The following is a 15,777-nucleotide window of genomic DNA, read 5'->3' on the forward strand; positions in this document are numbered from 1 at the left end:
CGGTTCTGGTTGAGGATGTTCTATCGACTCTTGCCTTTCTACAATTTCCAGAAAATCGGCCACTGGTTGCATTTCTGGTTCTAAATCGCTTATTTCCTCTGCTGTTTCGACAACTGGTTCTGATTCTGGTTGAGAATAGTCGCTCAAATCTTGCCTTTCGACAACTGGTTCTGATTCTGGTTGATGATGCTCGATCGACTCTACTGTTTCGACAACTGGTTCTGATTCTGGTTGAGACTGCTCGATCGACTCTACTGTTTCGACAACTGGTTCTGATTCTGGTTGATGATGCTCGATCGACTCTACTGTTTCGACAACTGGTTCTGATTCTGGTTGAGACTGCTCGATCGACTCTACTGTTTCGACAACTGGTTCTGATTCTGGTTGATGATGCTCGATCGACTCTACTGTTTCGACAACTGGTTCCGATTCTGGTTGAGACTGCTCGATCGACTCTACTGTTTCGACAACTGGTTCTGATTCTGGTTGAGAATGATCGATCGACTCTTGCCTATCTGAAACTAGCGGATTTTCGACAATCGGTTGCGATTTAGATTGAGGAGAATCGGCGATCGAGTCTTGAATTTCTGCCGCTTCTTGCAGATTTTGATCGACCTCCGGTTCGCTGTGAACCAGATTTTCTTCCGGTTTCTTTTCAGCCGCTGTCAGCCTTAAAAACACATCTTCCAGAGTAGCGCGAGAGCGACGCATTTCGCACAGCCCAAATCCAGAGGCGAGGATAGCTGTAGCAATTTCTCGTCCGGGTTCTCTTTCCGGTTCGCACAAAGCCCGCAGGCGGTAGCGATTCACTAAAAATTGCTGGCTTGGAATCAATTCGATCGATCGAACTCCCGGCAAATTTTCCAAAGAAGGCAACAGCAGACTGTTTACCAAATCCGCCTCCCCTTCAACTTCGAGTTCGTAACCCTCTCCGACAGCCAACTCTCCCATCAAATTTTCGGGAGTACCCGCAGCGACGATTTTACCGCGATTGATGATGGTGACGCGGTTGCAAGTCATGCTGACTTCCGGCAGAATGTGCGTGGAAAGGATGATTGTGTGCTGGCCGCCAAGACTTTTGATTAAATTGCGGACTTCGATGATTTGTCGGGGGTCGAGTCCGACGGTTGGTTCGTCTAAGATAATGACCGGGGGATCGTGGACGATCGCCTGGGCGATACCGACGCGCTGCCGAAATCCTTTAGAAAGTTTGCGGATTAAAACTTTACGTTTATCAACCAGGCCGCAGCGTTCGATCGCGGAGGTAACTCGTCGCGCGCGATCGCCCGCAGGTACTTGCTTAATCCGGGCCACAAAAAACAGAAACCCTTCCACACTCATTTCTGGATACAGTGGCGGGTTTTCCGGCAGATAACCGATGCGCTGTCTGACTCCCATCGAGTTTTCGTGAACATCGAGGCCGGCGATGCGGGCCGTACCGCTGGATGCCGGCAAATATCCCGACAAAATCCGCATGGTTGTGGTTTTACCAGCGCCGTTTGGCCCCAAAAAACCGAGAATTTCTCCTGATTCGACCGAAAAAGACACGTCCGCGATCGCTGCGGTCGAACCGTAAGTTTTGCTTAAGTGTTCTACTTCAATCATTTGTCAGAAGTGACGCGATTTTAGGTTTGAGATTTTAGATTTACTTTGCCAACCACAGGCGGGACGCCTGTTCCACGAAGTGGAGAGTCCCGCCCGATCGGCGGGTCGATCGAATTTATGGCGAAATTTTTAATTTGATTTTGTCTTCCAGTGTAGTCTGGCAAGAACCAAATCTATCATAAGGGTCGATCGGACTTTGAAGCAAAATGCTAGGTAGTAGGGTGCGAAGCCCGGAAATGATTAGCCGATGTACATCGAATCGCTACCAACTGACGCACCCTACCAGTAGATTCTGTGCCTAACCGAACCCTCAACTAGCTGCCTTCGCTACAGACGCGGGGCTGCTTCTAGGTTGAGTTCGGCATTAAAAACAATCACAAATTGAGCATGGGGGATTAACTGCCGGATTATCCGCAGATAGCCGTCAGCATCGGAATGCCTGAAGAAATGGGCTACAGTGATTCGCTGCATATTGGGAAGCAGGCGAACAACCAACCACCTGTTAAGGCGCTGTTTGTAGGGCATAATTAAGTTTGTCTCCATTCAGTGTTGGAGCCAAAGCCAGTTCAATGCTTGTCTAGGGCGCGGACTGGCTTTTGACCTTTGTTAGACTTTGTGTCTATCTCTAGGTTATGACACGAACTACATATAGTCAACTGAATAAATATAATCAACTGAACTAAGTACGGGATAGATAATGACGCTGGGGCAAAAGCTAAGAGAAAGACGTGAAAGTCTAGGTTTGACTCGAATACAAGTGGCAAGAGCGTGTAATGTGGTGGAATCAACAGTCATCAACTGGGAAACCGACAGACACGTCCCCAAACTATACCCAGCACAGATGAAAGCCCTGTGCGACTTATTGAAATTCTCGATCGAAGATTTAGTCGTGTAGCTTCATGAAAATTAGTTTGTAGTAAGGACGCTGGCATCCTGTTTTTGAGGACTAAAGTCCTCACTACAAACAGCGATTGTTATAATATTGTTATAATATAAAATATATTCTTCTGATATAGGCTATAATTTGAAGACCTTAGATAGGAGGACTAGCTTGTGATTTCCGAAAATCTTAAAAAAATTGTGAGTATTATTATCATCCATCACAGAGAGGTTTTTCTAGAAAGCCTAACTCCAATGAAGCTGCAAAAGCTTTGTTACTATGTCCAAGCTATTTATATGGCTACCCACAATGGAGAACCACTATTTGAAGAAGATTTTCAGGCTTGGACCTATGGACCTGTGATTACCGCCTTGTATCAAGAATACAAAGATTATGGATGGAGAAGCATTCAAGAAGAGTTTGAGCTTCCCGAAATAGAACCGGAAAAATTAGAGTCTATCGAACAGATCGTTGAAGCTTACGGACGATATGATGGTGCAGCTTTAGTGACGATGACTCATCGTGAAGATCCGTGGTTAGAGGCGAGAAAAGGGTTATCTGAAACTGAAGGTTCTAATGCCTTAATATCTAAAGATTCTATGAAGAGTTTCTTTGAGAGAAAGTTGGCAGCTTACGCATGCTAATCGAAATGACTAAGAAAAAATTTGAAAGTAGTCGTCTCAAAAATCTTGCTGAAGAGTCTTATCGCATAATATCAAACGAAAAACTTAAGATTTCTTTCAAGTTCGTCGAGTGGGAATCAGAAAAGTTTTTTCTTCACGGGTTGAGCCAAAAATATTATGAACTACTTTTTGGTGCCTTTAATGACATTCAAAATGCGACTGCTGATGATATTAAACAGCAAACCCATCCAAGACTGACGCCTAAATTTATTAATTGGAAAGGAGATAGCACCATCACACAAACTTCCTTTCCAGATAAGATTAAAGATTCACTGCGCCCTCAATGCGGCAATGATGAGAATGAATTACAAAAGCAATATGAAGAAATGACTAGAGATTCTTTTGAACTTAGGGTAGCAAAGAGCTATGGAAGAATACATGGTTTTATTTTTGATAATACGTTTTATATAGTGTGGTTTGACCCCGCACACAATCTTTTCCCAGGAAGGGATGATAAAGGAAGAGATAGAAAAACTAAGCTTCCCAGCGAAGTTGCAGAGGTAAAAAGTTTTAGCCCCGAAGAAATCAATCGAATTAAAGACTTAAATATAGCCCTTTATCAAGAGAATCAGAGACTTATCCAAGAAAATGCAGATTTAATGCAGCTTCTAGAGAAAGAAACCGCTCCTGATGCCTAGATTAATCGCCGAAGCGATCCTATCTCTCTTCTCTGGACGCCCTCTGGCCCTCTACGGTTCAAAAAAATCTCAATTGCCCCGTTTCCAAATCTTAATTTCCCCCAACCAACCAGCACTCACAATCATCTTCCCATCTGCACTAATCGCCACAGCGCTAACATAGCCAGAATGCCCGCTCAAATTACCTCTCAATTCCCCCGATCGCACATCCCAAAGCCTTATACTCTTATCCCAACTCCCAGTAACCAGCGTAGTGCCATCCCGACTGAAAGCCACCGACCAAACCCCGTCAGTATGCCCGCTTAAGCGCCGAATTAACTGCCCGTTTCCTGCATTCCACAAACCGATTGTGCCGTTGCTATTTCCCGCAGCTAAACTCTTGCCGTCGGGAGTAAAAGCTAGCGACAAAACAGACAAGTTTTTGCCGCTAATCGTGCGAATTGCTTGACCGCTAGCTAAATTCCACAACCTAATTGAACCGTCTTTGCTGCCGCTAGCTAAAGTTTTGTTGTCAGGACTAATTGCAACAGCATTGACCAACCCAGAATGCCCGGTCAAAGTCCGCAGCAATTCCCCCGTTTTCGCATTCCAAATCTTAATGGTTTTGTCCCAACTACCGCTGGCTACAAATTGACCGTCAGGACTAACGGCAACGCTCGAAACTGCACCGGAATGCCCGCTCAAAGTGCGTACAACCGCGCCAGTTTCTAAATTCCAAATTTTCACGGTTTTGTCGTCGCTACCGCTAGCTAACACCTTGCCATCCGCACTCGCAGCCAGTGCGTTTACGGCTTCCGTGTGTCCTTGCAGGGTAGTTTTTAATTGCCCGCTGGGGAAATTCCAAACTGAGATTGTGCCGTTGCTATTTCCTGTGGTAAAATAAGCTGAAGCAAGGGCAAGAGAACTGACAACTTCCGAAGGCCCTTTCAGGGTATTTGTAGCAGCAAAGGCGATCGCACTTGCGGGCGTGCGGGGCGCATTATTCGCCGGAGTTTTCGGGTTTCCGGCAGTAGGAGATTGGGGAACTACTGGCAGCGAAATAGTCGATCGCCATTTCATGAAAGTATTAATTTCTATCCCCGCCGCCACAATTTTATCAGAGTTATCCTCTAACCTGACAATGCCGTTAATTGCGACAACTCGCCCCGCATCGTCGAGTACCGGCCCGCCGCTCATTCCCGCTCTCACTAAGTTGTTGTAGACCAAAGTATAGCCGTTCCAAGCAGTTTGGCGGCCGGTAAGCTGACCTTCCGTGGCGATGAAAATCGGCTGTCTCAGAGAACCGCCGGATATCGGCCAGCCGGCCACATAAGCCTTGTTTCCCTTAGTTGCTGCGGAATTGGCTAATTGAGCCAGGGGGTAGGTTTGAGTGCTGCTGAAGGGCACGATCGCTAAATCGGCACCGGGCATTCGCCGCACGAGGCTATAGTATACAGAGTGAGCTTTGCCGTCGGGAGTTACGACCTCGTAATCGCCGGCTTTATCGACAACGTGCCAGTTTGTGAGAATATAGTATGTGCTGCCTTGTTTCTCTAAAATTACTCCTGAACCGCCTTTTGGCCCCTGGATGCGAACAGTAATTTGTTGGGCAACGGTTTTAACTTTGTCGGCGGTTAATGCGAGGGCAATTTGAGGTGATGTGATTGGAAGGAGGGCGATCGAGCTCAGGGCGATCGTAGCACTCAAAATAGCCGGAATTGTTCTGCTGTAATTCATTATTGTGTCAATTTAACATACCCACATATCAACTGACGGAAAAGTTATCCGGTTTGTGGCATATTTACGGTTGACAACGCCAAAATGCCTGCGCGATCGAACTTTCGACATTCGCACAAGCCTCACAATATTTGACACAGCCCTCTGGCTAGCAGAAAAATTTAGAATTGGGAACCACAAATAGACTCAACCATAGCAACTGGCTTATCTCTATTTTTTTGTTGGCAAACGATAAATTTAGCCATACGCTGCTCGGAAAATTCCCCATTAGCCATCCAGCCGAGGGGTGCGCCTGCGATCGCGCCGACTGCTAAACCAGTGATCAGGCTCCAAACAAGATGCTTTCTGGCGATCGGGTTTTGTTGCATAAAAATTTATCCTAAACATTTACCCTTAGAAAAAATACCACAAATAAAATTTACTTTCATCCTCCTATTTACTTATTTCTTAAGTAGTAACCCATGATTAAGTATCATGTTCTTCACAGTCAGCTTAAGACAATCCCAGGCAACAGCAAAAGGTGCGTCAGGATTGATGATTTTTTACCAGATTGTTAGCTTCGCGCTGACGCACCCTACGCACAAGTATTAGTAGAATGCGTCACTTGACAAAACCCAACGCTTGGGTTATTATGCAATTAGGGCTTATGCCACAATCCAAAAAATAGGGGCAACAACGGGGGCGATTGCCCCTACTACAGGCAGGCTGTGCATAAGTCCTGCAAACCCTCACGTTGGAGAACAGCGTCTCATGCCCAAAGTTCTTGAAGACCGCCAGAACAATCTATTTATATATATTTATACTAACGACCATATTCCAGCTCACGTGCACATCTTCAAAGGTAGAAAAAATGATAAGAACCACATGGAAATCAAAATTAATATTGGCAGTGAAACCCAAGCTCCTAGCTTAGTTTACGCACACGATAGAATAAAGGATAAAGATTTAGTGATCGCTCTTATATTAGTAGCAAATAATCAAGAAATGTTATTAAGCAAATGGCAAGAAATACATCAATGACTCTGGAAAAAATAAAATTCGTTGACTCATCTGAAGCTACTGTAAAATCAGTAGTTCCACCTTAAATTTATGAGGGATTCTGTCTTTCCTTACCGGAAAGACAGAATCCATACGGGGCAAAAGTTTGAGAATATTTAATGTCGCAAGTAACAAAAGAGGAATACATGGTATTTAGAAACTGGGACAAAGAGTTAACAGAGGAAAATCTCCGAGAGCAAATAGCCCAAGCCAAGCAAGCATGGAAAACCGCTGAGGCTACTGAACCCCGTGCCGAATCCGTGCACTATAATCACTCGGAAGATTTAATAGTTATCAAACTGAAAAACGCTGCTATTTTTTCTTTTCCTCCGCGGCTTGCACAAGGCTTAGAAGATGCTTCACCAGAACAGTTGGCTGATGTTTGGCTACCCCCTTCCGGTAGCAGCGTACACTGGGAAAGTTTAGATGTTGATTTTGGGATTCCCGAACTTGTAGCAGGTATTTTTGGGACGAAATCTTGGATGGCTGAATTAGGTAGAAAGGGAGGACAGGCAATTTCAAGCTCTAAATCGGCAGCAGCACGGAAAAATGGCAAGAAAGGCGGACGACCTAAAAAGAATATTTCTGTTAATTCTTGAAATCCTTTTGAGCTGTCAGATACCAGCGAATTAAATCCCCGACTTCTTGGAGAAGCCGGGGATTTCGTGTGCTATTCTATGCCAAATCAAACAGCAAAAATTCAGCATCTGCCGTAGCTTCAATCACCAACTCAGCCTCCCCGCTAACCGCCGCAGCGTCGCCATTTTCTAAAGTCAAACCGTTGACCAAAACCGAGCCGCGAGCAACTTGCAGCCAAGCATGGCGATTCGGCCCCAAAGCATGAGAAACCCGCGAGTCTTTATCCAAAACAGCCGCATACAAATCCACATCTTGATGCACTTTCACAGCACCATCTCTCGCATCTCGCGCCGCCACTAAGCGCAGTTTTCCGCGCCTTTGAGCTAGGGGAAAATCCCGCTGCTCGTAACTGGGTGATAAGCCTTTTGTATCGGGTAAAAGCCAGATTTGCAGCAAATGAACAGGGTCAGTTTGCGAGTTATTGAATTCGCTGTGCTGGATGCCAGTACCTGCCGTCATCCGCTGCACTTCACCGGGTTTAATCACTGCACCAGTACCCAAACTGTCCTTGTGTTCTAATGCTCCTTCCAGTACATAAGTAATGATTTCCATGTCGCTGTGCCCGTGAGTGCCGAAACCTTTGCCGGGGCTAACGAAATCCTCATTAATTACCCGTAACGATCGAAAATTCATATAATTTGGATCGTAATAGCCTGCAAAAGAAAATGTGTGGTAACTGTCCAGCCAACCATGATTAGCGTGTCCTCTTGCTTCACTTTTTCTGACGGTAATCATTTTCTGAATCCTCAGTGAAATTTATCTGGTATTTCTTTGATGTTTTTATTTTAAACCTAGTCAAGCTATTATGGATAGTACGCACTTAAAAGTGCGGTACTTACCAAAAAGATACTATGCAAGTCCAAGAAGTAAAGGTCGATCGAGCAAATTGCCCTGTAGAACGCACTCTAGAGGTGATTGGCGGGCGCTGGAAAGTCTTGATTCTGCGGGAGTTGTTTCCAGGAGTGAAGCGCTTTAACGAGCTGCAACGAGCTGTCAACGGCATTACTCAGAAGATGCTGACGCAGCAACTGCGCGAAATGGAATCAGACGGGATTGTGCACCGGGAAATTTACCTGCAAGTGCCGCCAAAAGTTGAATATTCGCTAACGCCTTTGGGCGAAAGTCTCAAACCGATTATTAATGCCATGCACGAATGGGGAATTCAGCATATTAGCGAAGATGGAAAATGAGCGGTTTCTAGATGGTTTTTTCCGTCTTCCGACAGATTTCAAATTTTCCAGCTAGTTCAAGAATAATAATATGAACAACATAGAGCGTCTCGCCACCCTCAACCGCATCCGCAAACTCAGCCGCCTGATGGATACCGCCATTGGCATCCCCGGCACTAAATTTCGCATTGGTTTAGACCCCATTATCGGTTTAGTTCCGGGTGCTGGGGATATCGTAGATACCGCGTTTTCCGCCTACCTAATTTATTTAGCAACTCGATTCAACATTCCCCAAAAGACTCTAGGGAAAATGGTTTACAATATCGGTCTAGAAGCCGTTGTGGGATCAGTACCTTTAGTCGGAGATATCTTCGATGCTTTTTATAAATCAAACATGAGAAATCTGGCGCTTTTAGAAGCACACCTCGAAGAAGTTGAACCGGAACTAGCCGCAGTTGCAGAACCTATTCCTGAACCTATTAAATTGTAGGGGCTGGTTTCACAAACAATAATTGTAAATAACCAACAATCTCTCAAACCCGCCCCCATCAAACGAACAATCAGAATGTAGATTTTCCGCATTCGATCCAAATTTAATGTTGATGTGGGTTATCTGTTGTGGGGGGTGGGTTTATCTAGATTGTTGGTACTCGTCAGATATTATTCGTAAAACTCGCCATCACGAAATAATTAATGATGTCGTTTAACCGCTTCCACCAAAGCAATAACATCCGCTTCCAAAGTATTAAAAGCCGTTACCAGTCTAACAGTACATTCATCCCACCGATAAAACTGAAAACCATCACTCAAAACCCCTGTAATTACCGATTCGGGAAGTTGAATAAAAATCTCGTTGGCTTCAACTTGATGGCAAAATTTCGCTCCCTCAACTCCCGCCAAGCCTTGGGCTAATTTCGCTGCCATATTATTTGCATGAGCCGCATTCTTCAGCCACAAATCATCCGTTATATACGCTTCCAACTGCGCCGACAAAAACCGCATTTTTGAGAAAAGATGCCCGCTGCGCTTGCGGTAAAAAGGGAAAGTATTTGCTAATTGTTGATTAAAAATAACCACAGCTTCCGCAGCCATCGCGCCGTTTTTTGTCGCTCCAAACGATAGAATATCTACACCAGCACGCCAAGTGACATCAGCAGGAGAACAGCCAAGACTGGCGACAGCATTGGCAAAGCGGGCTCCATCCATGTGTAGGTGCAAATTGCGATCGCGAACTACTTCCGAAATATGGGAAATTTCCGCTGGATTGTAGACTGTGCCGGCTTCCGTTGCTTGAGTGATGCTGACGGCTGCGGACTGTACATGATGGACGACACCTGCACCAGCGCGATCAAGTATTTTTCCTAAAGTATCTGCCTCTATTTTACCATCATTTCCTGTTACTGTCACTAACTTTGCACCGCCTGTAAAAAACTCCGGCGCGCCGCATTCATCTAGATTAATATGAGATTCGGCATGACAGTAAACAGCCCCGTAAGGAGGAGTCATAACCGCAAGGGCTAGAGCATTAGCAGCAGAACCAGTTGCTACAGGAAAAACACTCACCGATGTCTCGAACAAATCCGAAAATTTAACTTGCAAACGCTGTGTATATTCATCATCTCCGTAAGACATCACAGCACCGCAATTAGCCACTGCAATCGCTGCCATAATCTCCGGCGAAACCCCGGTTGCATTGTCGCTACAAAAATTCATTAGAATAATTGGTAAATAGAATCTATAATATAACTCAACACTCAGCAGTCAACACTCAAGCATTAAACCAAGAGGCAGAATTATGGCAGAATACCGCCAAATAGAATACCGTATCGGCAAAGACGGCAAAATTACCGAAACCGTCCTCAACGCCACCGGTTCGAGTTGCACCGAAACCACCGCCGGAATTGAAAAAGCCCTCGGAAAAGTAGAATCTCAAGACTTGCTGCCAGAATACTACGAAGGCGAAGAAAATTTGGTCGTTGAACAAACGCAGACTTTAAAACAAGTTTAGAAGAGTTAAAGATGTTTGAGATCCTCGGTGCAACAGTTGATGTAACAACACTGCCTGCCTTCAGCTTCGCGCTGGCTATCGGGGGCATTTTTCTAATTTTAGTCTACCTTTATGCTGCATCTGAGGCGGGAGATGCGATCGAGTTTAAGTACGATACAATTCTGCGGGAACGCATGAATCAGCTAGACATTCTCGATTGGCAAGACTTAGGGGAAAAAGCAGGCTTAAGTCGCTTTGGGGTGCGCTTAGTGCGGCAGGGAGACGTGGGAAAACTCACGCTAGACCAACTGAGGCGGCTGGCAACAGTGCTGAATTTGAATTTTCAAGAGTTCGATCGCACTTTGCTCGCGCTGCCAATATCGGCTACAATCACAACTAATCCCAGCGAAATAGAAGAATTGAGACAGCAGTGTTTCCGGCTGCGATCGGAATTGCAGCAGCAAAAAACTCAACTAACTGCCGATTTTCGCCGCGCTACCTTTGAACAGTTGCAAACTTTGTTAACCAACTATCCCGCCGCCCGCAAAATGGCAGAAGCCAAGCCGGATATGCCCGCCAAAAATCTCTCAGCTTTGTTTACTCCCTTAGAAAATCTCTTGTCAAGTTGGGATTTTGAAACGATTGGTTCTGCGTGGGAACAAACTGCTTACAATCCGCAGTTGCACCAGCCGGATGTTGAGGATATAACAGAAGGAGAATTAGTTTATATTCGATTTGTCGGCTATCGCGAGGGAGAGCGAATTCTTACTCCTGCTAAAGTTAGTCGTACCCTGCCAGCGGGAATGAAAAATTAAATTTTAAATTTTAAATCAACATGACTACAGTTGCCATTGACTTCGGCACCAGCAATACGGTTGTCTGCATTCTCAACGCAGATACCCAAACACCAGAAACTTTGAGATTGGGCGATATATCCCGGATTTTCAAAACTAATAGTTTGAGCGGAGAAGTTCGAGAAATCTCTGTTGTGCCGACTTTAGTTTTTGTGAAAAAGCCGGGAGAGTTGGTGTTGGGAGAAAGAGTGCGATCGCAGCGTTTGGGGCAATCCCAGCCAGACCGCTTTTTCAAAGCTTTTAAACGCAATTTGGCTGCTGACTTTCAGCCACCACCCCGCAATATCGAAGGCGAAACCTACACAGCCGAATCAGTAGCCGAACAGTTTATCACAAGTATTTGGAAACAATTATATTTACAAAACATACAGCCAGAAAAAGTAATTTTTACAGTCCCCGTTGGAGCATTTGAGCGATACCTAGATTGGTTTCGCGACTTAGGAGAAAATTTGGGAGTTGCGGAAGTTCAGGTAATAGATGAATCCACAGCCGCCGCCCTGGGATATGCAGTAAAACGCCCCGGTTCTCTAGTTTTAGTAGTTGATTTTGGTGGCGGAACTTTAGATTTAAGTTTAGTCCGTACTGCTGTAACTTCCCCCTTATCCGCCCGAAGCTTGGGGGGGCTGGGGGGGGTGCGTGCCGAAGTGTTGGCAAAATCCGATGCTTATGTCGGTGGCGAAGATATTGACATCTGGATTGTCGAGGATTATTTGCGGCAAATTGGTTCGTCGCGGGCAGAAGTCGGCCCAGTTGGCTGGCAAAACTTATTAGAAATAGCGGAAAAATTAAAAATTCAACTTTCTCAAGTTAATGAGGCGAAGGAAAGCTGGTTTGACGATGAAAATTTTATGTCTTACGACTTGCAGCTAAACCGAGACAAGCTTGAGGAAATTCTGGAATCTAGGCAGTTGTTAGAACAGTTGCGGGAAAGTTTAGATGAAGTGCTGAGTATTGCACTTGGAAAAGGTATCGGCAAAGCAGATATCGAACAGGTTTTGCTGGTTGGAGGAACTTCTTTAATTCCCGCTGTATCTAATTTAGTGGTTTCGTATTTTGGGCGGCAAAAAGTCAAAATAGACAAGCCTTTTGAAGCAGTGGCACACGGTGCTTTAGCGTTGACACAATTGGCGAGAGTTGACGATTATTTGCGCCACAGCTATGCAATTCGCCTCTGGGAACCTTATGCTAAAGCTTATGCTTATTCGCCGATATTTAGCAAGGAAATGAAGTATCCCTGTCAAAGTTCCGAAGAATTGACGCTGCAAGTGGCAATTGAAGGGCAAAGGGAAATTCGGTTAGATATTGGGGAAGTTGCGGAGGTATCGCAAGCGGAGGTTATTTTTAACGAAAAAGGGCAAATGACGAGCAGTTTGCTCAACAAAAAAACGGATTTTCGGTCTCTGGAAAGCCACCACCAGCAGGTTTGCGTAGCGCATTTGAATCCGCCTGGGGTATTGGGAATTGACAGGGTTTCGGTGAGTTTTGAGGTGGATGAGAGGCGGGTTTTGTTGGCGACGGTGCGGGATTTGGTGACTGGTAAGGTGTTGGTGGAAAAAGGGGCGATCGCCAAACTGCAATAATGGTAAAATCTCAAGTATCCTCGGTAATTTTTAGTTAATTTAAGGACTTTTAAAATGTCATATAGTGAATTTACTACCATCACCAAAGTGCGTGCAGCATTTAACCTCACTGTTAATGAAAAAACAGCTTTGTTTGCAGATGTAGAATCAATTGCACCTAGCGACTATCTCAAAACCACCCTAGCAGAATATATCCCTCTCGCCAATGCGATCAATACTGAAAAAGCTCGCTCCGAGTTAATTATTGCTCCCGTATTATTAGAAGTAAGGCGCATTTTAAACTTCCAAATCGGGTTTTTCTCCGGTACAGAATTTAACCCCGATCCAGAAAGCGGACTTAGCGGCTATTGCGATTATATCCTCACCGCATCCAGCGATTTGTACGAAATCAGAACACCAGTTGTAACCTTAGTAGAAGCCAAAAATGAAAACATCAAAAACGGATTAGGACAGTGTATTGCTGAAATGTTGGGAGCCCAGCGATTCAATCAACAGCAAAATGATGAAATTGAGGCGATTTACGGAGGTGTTACCACGGGAAATGCTTGGAAGTTTCTCAAATTGGTAGATCAAACAGCTTTTATTGACTTGAACGATTATTATATTAACGAAGTTGACAAAATTCTCGGAATTTTAACAAAACCTTTACGTAAAGACTAAAAACAACGATTGACATCAAATTTCTGCCATGAAAAAGCAACAAAATAAATTCAGCCACCTGACGGCAATGGAAAGAAATTCCCTGTCCTTTCCGGCAAGATTTTTATTAGATAAAAACTTGCTGCAAGGCAAAGTCTTAGATTTTGGGTGCGGCTTGGGTAGCGATGTGAGATTGTTGCAGCAAAAAGGCTTCGATATTACGGGTTACGACCCTTATTATTTCCCGGAATTCCCGGAAGATAAATTCGACACCATCATTTGTTTTTATGTTTTGAATGTTTTATTTCCCGAAGAACAAGCTAATGTCCTGATGGAAGTGTCGCACCTGTTAAAACCGGGAGGGAATGCGTATTTTGCGGTCAGAAGGGATATCAAAAAAGAAGGCTTTCGAGAACATTACGTGCACAAAAAACCTACATATCAGTGCATTGTCAAACTTCCATTTAAGTCAAGTCACCTAGATGAGTCTTGCGAAATTTACAAATACGTGCATTACAACCATCAAAGAAATTCAACTAATAACTGCATATTCTGCAATCCGTATAAAAACCTAATTTTGCTAACTGAATCAGCAACAGCTTATGCGATGTTTGACGGTTATCCCGCCAGCAAAGGTCATGTCTTAATCATCCCCAAGCGTCACGTTGCCAATTATTTTGAACTGCCGTTTCGTGAGCAATCGGCTTGCTGGTTTATGGCTAATCAGGTGCAGAAAATGTTAAGTAAAAAGTTTCAGCCTGACGGGTTTAATGTGGGAATCAATATTAATAAACAGGCTGGTCAAAGTCGCAGTCACGCTGCTATTCATGTTATCCCACGTTATCAGGGCGATGCGGCTGGGAATAAAGGTGGAATTAGGTATGTGATTCCGAAGAGTGAAAAATAAAAGTTAGCCAATTGTGAAAGGAATTCTTTTTTACCGCAGAGGCGCAGAGAACACAGAGGAATAGAGAAGAGAGGAATTCATAATTTTTGTAAGGATTGTTATATTTGAGCAAACGGCGAGCAAAATAAGGTTAAAATGTGTTTGCCAAGTCTAAAACTACACATTAGCAGCAATTTGGTGTTCTGTTTATGTCTAAGCGCAAAAAGCAAGAATGGCTCAAGGAAACTCTAGAGCTCAAAGAAGACCACAATTGGAAGTCAAAGCCTGGAACTCGAATTTTTGTTGCAGGAAGAGGTGCAGTCCGCTTTGATGTCCCGGAAGATTGGCATTTTGAACCGGATACTAAGTCGTTCCGATTTACGGATAAAAAGCCGCCGGATGATGATTGTCGTTTGGAGGTTTCGTTTAATTTGCTACCACCTGGTAACTGGGCAGATTTTCCGCTGGTGCCGCTATTACAGAAGGTAGTTGAAGATGAGACGCGGAATCCGATCGCTTTTGGGGAAATTATCCAATTGAAGCGGCAAACTGCCCGCGTTGTTTGGACTGAATTTAAGTTTATCGACCCTCCAGAACAGCGGGAAGCTTATTCGCGAATCTGTATTGGATTGGGTTCTAATGTTCAGTGTTTGATTACTTTTGATTACTGGGTTGATGATGCTGAACGTTTGACTCCTGTCTGGAATACGGTGATGGATTCGTTAGTTCTGGGTTTGTTTATTAGCGACCCTCGAACGGGGTTCGCACTTCCAGACTAGACCGATTTTCTGGGAAACTTTCAACAACTAATTTGGCTAAGTGTTGGATTGGCAAGCCACCTGTCAGTAAATTTAAAACCAACATTAAACTTTACAACCGCTTTGCCATGAAAATATCTGGCTTGCCAATTCCGTTCGCGTCGGGCATCACTCCGACGATCGCAAAACCCATTTTTTGATAAAATTCGTAGGGATGACCGCGCAAATTTCTAATTTTGGCGATGTGTTCCCAAACGTTAGGATAAAGATTGATGCCTGAAAGAGTGGTTTGATTGTCTTCGTCGTCGGTACCTACCCACAGCACGATCCCTCCCCGGTTTTTAGCTTCTGCTGCTAAATCAGCTACGAGCGATCGACCAATTCCTTGTCCGCGAAATTCTGTTCTCACTACCAGCGGGTGCAGTTCCCAAACATTACCATCATACTGTCTAATCCCGCCAATCCATCCCAAAACTTGACCGTTTTCGGCGACAGCAATTCGACTGATGCGATCGCCTCCAAAAGATGCTTGCACTTCTTGCAAAGCAGATTTTAGATCGGGCCAAGCATGGGGCCAATGCTCTTTAAAACCTTCAACTATTAATCTGGCTACCTGTTGAATTTTTGTCTCGTCAACCGCACGCAAATCTGTAATTTGTACGTTCATGAATTTACATACTAAATCAAGGATTACGGACTAATACG

The 15,777-nt window shown here is 44.5% G+C and carries 19 protein-coding genes and 1 pseudogene; 13 read left to right on the forward strand and 7 right to left on the reverse strand.

The window, feature by feature from the left end; translation table 11 throughout:
• Positions 1-528: 528 nt before the first annotated feature.
• Positions 529-1,605 (reverse strand): annotated as a pseudogene (locus QUB08_RS16780) (ABC transporter ATP-binding protein); the annotation flags it as partial.
• Positions 1,606-1,932: 327 nt separating this feature from the next.
• Positions 1,933-2,148, reverse strand: a complete 216-nt coding sequence (locus QUB08_RS16785; protein WP_333225771.1) for a hypothetical protein — start codon at positions 2,146-2,148, stop codon at positions 1,933-1,935.
• A 154-nt stretch (positions 2,149-2,302) separates the two neighbouring features.
• On the opposite strand from QUB08_RS16785, the gene QUB08_RS16790 reads away from it, so the two are divergent.
• From QUB08_RS16790 to QUB08_RS16800, 3 genes are all read left to right on the forward strand, one after another.
• Complete coding sequence (locus QUB08_RS16790) at positions 2,303-2,500, forward strand: helix-turn-helix transcriptional regulator (RefSeq protein ID WP_332970604.1); 198 nt, start codon at positions 2,303-2,305, stop codon at positions 2,498-2,500.
• A 158-nt stretch (positions 2,501-2,658) separates the two neighbouring features.
• Positions 2,659-3,129, forward strand: a complete 471-nt coding sequence (locus QUB08_RS16795) for a type II toxin-antitoxin system antitoxin SocA domain-containing protein (protein ID WP_333225772.1) — start codon at positions 2,659-2,661, stop codon at positions 3,127-3,129.
• Between the two features lie 5 nt (positions 3,130-3,134).
• The gene (locus QUB08_RS16800) at positions 3,135-3,806 is read left to right on the forward strand and encodes a hypothetical protein (protein WP_333225773.1); all 672 of its coding nucleotides are present in this window, start codon (positions 3,135-3,137) and stop codon (positions 3,804-3,806) included.
• Positions 3,807-3,875: 69 nt separating this feature from the next.
• Here the strand turns inward: QUB08_RS16800 and QUB08_RS16805 are convergent, their stop codons facing one another.
• Both QUB08_RS16805 and QUB08_RS16810 read right to left on the reverse strand, forming a co-directional pair.
• Positions 3,876-5,522 (reverse strand): WD40 domain-containing protein, encoded by a 1,647-nt coding sequence (locus QUB08_RS16805; RefSeq protein WP_333225774.1) that lies wholly within the window; start codon positions 5,520-5,522, stop codon positions 3,876-3,878.
• Positions 5,523-5,683: 161 nt separating this feature from the next.
• The gene (locus tag QUB08_RS16810; protein WP_333225775.1) at positions 5,684-5,890 is read right to left on the reverse strand and encodes a hypothetical protein; all 207 of its coding nucleotides are present in this window, start codon (positions 5,888-5,890) and stop codon (positions 5,684-5,686) included.
• A 253-nt stretch (positions 5,891-6,143) separates the two neighbouring features.
• Between QUB08_RS16810 and QUB08_RS16815 the strand changes: the two genes are divergently transcribed.
• A complete protein-coding gene (locus tag QUB08_RS16815; RefSeq protein ID WP_333225776.1) occupies positions 6,144-6,542 on the forward strand; it encodes a DUF4160 domain-containing protein in 399 nt (132 codons plus the stop codon).
• A 137-nt stretch (positions 6,543-6,679) separates the two neighbouring features.
• Positions 6,680-7,159, forward strand: coding sequence for a DUF2442 domain-containing protein (locus QUB08_RS16820; protein ID WP_333225777.1), 480 nt, complete (start codon positions 6,680-6,682; stop codon positions 7,157-7,159).
• Positions 7,160-7,235: 76 nt separating this feature from the next.
• Here the strand turns inward: QUB08_RS16820 and QUB08_RS16825 are convergent, their stop codons facing one another.
• A complete protein-coding gene (locus QUB08_RS16825) occupies positions 7,236-7,934 on the reverse strand; it encodes a pirin family protein (protein WP_333225778.1) in 699 nt (232 codons plus the stop codon).
• A gap of 116 nt (positions 7,935-8,050) precedes the next feature.
• Here QUB08_RS16825 and QUB08_RS16830 point away from each other — a divergent pair, with 116 nt between their 5' ends.
• Together QUB08_RS16830 and QUB08_RS16835 are read left to right on the forward strand one after the other, a co-directional pair.
• Positions 8,051-8,389 (forward strand): winged helix-turn-helix transcriptional regulator, encoded by a 339-nt coding sequence (locus tag QUB08_RS16830; protein ID WP_015177415.1) that lies wholly within the window; start codon positions 8,051-8,053, stop codon positions 8,387-8,389.
• Positions 8,390-8,459: 70 nt separating this feature from the next.
• Entirely contained in the window at positions 8,460-8,858 is a 399-nt protein-coding gene (locus QUB08_RS16835; RefSeq protein ID WP_333210535.1) for a DUF4112 domain-containing protein, read from the forward strand.
• 200 nt (positions 8,859-9,058) lie between these two features.
• Here QUB08_RS16835 and QUB08_RS16840 read toward each other — a convergent pair whose 3' ends face one another.
• Positions 9,059-10,081, reverse strand: coding sequence for a low specificity L-threonine aldolase (locus QUB08_RS16840; RefSeq protein ID WP_333225779.1), 1,023 nt, complete (start codon positions 10,079-10,081; stop codon positions 9,059-9,061).
• Positions 10,082-10,163: 82 nt separating this feature from the next.
• Between QUB08_RS16840 and QUB08_RS16845 the strand changes: the two genes are divergently transcribed.
• The 6 genes from QUB08_RS16845 (at position 10,164) to QUB08_RS16870 (ending at position 15,093) form a co-directional block, all read left to right on the forward strand.
• Positions 10,164-10,376: a DUF2997 domain-containing protein gene (locus QUB08_RS16845; RefSeq protein WP_333129970.1), complete on the forward strand. Its 213-nt coding sequence runs from the start codon at positions 10,164-10,166 to the stop codon at positions 10,374-10,376.
• A gap of 11 nt (positions 10,377-10,387) precedes the next feature.
• Positions 10,388-11,170 (forward strand): XRE family transcriptional regulator, encoded by a 783-nt coding sequence (locus tag QUB08_RS16850; protein WP_333225780.1) that lies wholly within the window; start codon positions 10,388-10,390, stop codon positions 11,168-11,170.
• A 20-nt stretch (positions 11,171-11,190) separates the two neighbouring features.
• Positions 11,191-12,789, forward strand: coding sequence for an Hsp70 family protein (locus QUB08_RS16855; protein WP_333225781.1), 1,599 nt, complete (start codon positions 11,191-11,193; stop codon positions 12,787-12,789).
• Positions 12,790-12,843: 54 nt separating this feature from the next.
• Positions 12,844-13,449, forward strand: a complete 606-nt coding sequence (locus QUB08_RS16860; RefSeq protein WP_333225782.1) for a hypothetical protein — start codon at positions 12,844-12,846, stop codon at positions 13,447-13,449.
• 28 nt (positions 13,450-13,477) lie between these two features.
• The gene (locus QUB08_RS16865) at positions 13,478-14,335 is read left to right on the forward strand and encodes a bifunctional class I SAM-dependent methyltransferase/HIT family protein (protein ID WP_333225783.1); all 858 of its coding nucleotides are present in this window, start codon (positions 13,478-13,480) and stop codon (positions 14,333-14,335) included.
• 188 nt (positions 14,336-14,523) lie between these two features.
• A complete protein-coding gene (locus tag QUB08_RS16870; protein WP_333225784.1) occupies positions 14,524-15,093 on the forward strand; it encodes a hypothetical protein in 570 nt (189 codons plus the stop codon).
• 91 nt (positions 15,094-15,184) lie between these two features.
• On the opposite strand, the gene QUB08_RS16875 is transcribed toward QUB08_RS16870, so the two are convergent.
• Positions 15,185-15,739, reverse strand: a complete 555-nt coding sequence (locus QUB08_RS16875) for a GNAT family N-acetyltransferase (protein ID WP_333225785.1) — start codon at positions 15,737-15,739, stop codon at positions 15,185-15,187.
• Positions 15,740-15,777 lie beyond the last annotated feature (38 nt).

The organism is Microcoleus sp. BR0-C5 (assembly GCF_036705045.1).
Classification (GTDB): Bacteria; Cyanobacteriota; Cyanobacteriia; order Cyanobacteriales; family Microcoleaceae; genus Microcoleus.